This is a genomic window from Vineibacter terrae (assembly GCF_008039615.1).
GTDB classification, from domain to species: Bacteria; Pseudomonadota; Alphaproteobacteria; order Reyranellales; family Reyranellaceae; genus Vineibacter; species Vineibacter terrae.
The window spans coordinates 1-1,442 of sequence record NZ_VDUZ01000116.1; the positions used below are offsets into that span (position 1 = coordinate 1).

The following is a 1,442-nucleotide window of genomic DNA, read 5'->3' on the forward strand; positions in this document are numbered from 1 at the left end:
CGAAGCTGAAGGCGGTGCCGTCGTCAGCCACGGCGATGTCGATCAGACGCCAAGCTGCCGGCGCCTTGGCCCGCGCAGCGCCCAGCTTCATGAGCAGCTCCTTGCGGTCGAGGTCCATGGTCGACACCTGCTTGAGGCGGGCCCACAGGCGCTTCAACTGCCGCTGACGCATGGCGCGCTCCTTGTGAACCCGCATGCGGCTGCGCGCCAGCACGTAGAGTTCCTGATCCTGCGGCAGGAGCTTGACGTCGACGCCGTGGCGCACGCTCTGCCAGGGCTTGTCCAGCAGGGCCTTCTCCAGCGTGCTGAGCCGCCCCTTGGGCGTGCCGACCAGATAATGGATGGGCGGATCGGCCTGGCGCATCTGGGCCAGGACGGCCTCGGTAGGAATGCCACGGTCCATCACCCAGATGCGGCGCGCCCGGCCGTACTGGGCCTCGATCTTGTGCAGGAAGGTGCGCAGCGTGGTGTTGTCGGCGGTGTTGCCCGGCAGCACCTCGTAGGCCAGCGGAAAGCCTTCCGGCGTCACGATCAGCGCGATCACCACCTGCACGCAGTCGCGGCGCTTGTCACGGCTGTAGCCGTAGCGGCGCTTGTCCGCCTCATCCTCCGGCGGCGCCGACTCGAAGTAGGTGCTCGTCAGGTCGTACAGCAGCACCTCGAACTGCGCCCCGAACAGATCCTGCCAGCGCTGCCGCAGATGGCTGAACAGCGCCGCCTTGTGCGCCGGCAGCTTGTCCAGGCAACGATACAGCGCGTTCTTCGCGACCAGCCCGTAGTCCTCGCCCAGAAGATCGCCCATCGCGCTGTGCTCGAACCACTGCCGATGCAGGCGCCACTCGCTGCCCGGATCGATCAGCCGATAGCACACCAGCGTCTGCACCACGTGCCGCCAGCACGTGCCTTCGCGCGAGTCCGCCAGGCGCGCCGCCCAGAACCGGTCCAGCTCCAGCTGCTCATAGAGCTGACAGGCCAGCCAGCACGCGCCCCACTGCCGCGGCCGATGCAACCGCATCCCGGCCAGCCGAACCTGAACCCCATACTCCTGAGCGTGCGCCGGCACCGACCGATCGGCGGGGAACAACGCCAGCTGCCGCTGGCGTTGCTCGTCTTCGTCAAACGCCTCGATCACGCGGCACCACGCCTCGCGCTGGCTGTCGTTGATCTCGCCCAGATACAGCACCGGCCGTTGCACCACCCGACCACCCGAGCAGCGCTTGCTCTCCACTATGCTCCAGTAGCGGTGTTCCTTGCCGTCCTTGAGCCGGCGCGTGTAACGCAAGTACATGGACCACGAGTCTACGCCCAATTCACCAGCATAAAAGGCACTTGGTCTTCACTACAGCCGCTCGCCGACCGACACCCCTTGAAATGATTCGCGTTTTCACACTTTCCAACCTCAAAATTGCCGTTTCAGCCCTCCAGTTGGGAAAGTTGGGCTA

At 65.7% G+C, this 1,442-nt stretch carries 1 protein-coding gene; it reads right to left on the reverse strand.

Annotated features, from left to right (window positions below):
- Positions 1-1,288 (reverse strand): IS1634 family transposase (locus FHP25_RS40445; protein WP_147852683.1); only part of this gene is annotated, 1,288 nt, incomplete at its 3' end.
- Between the last annotated feature and the right edge of the window lie 154 nt (positions 1,289-1,442).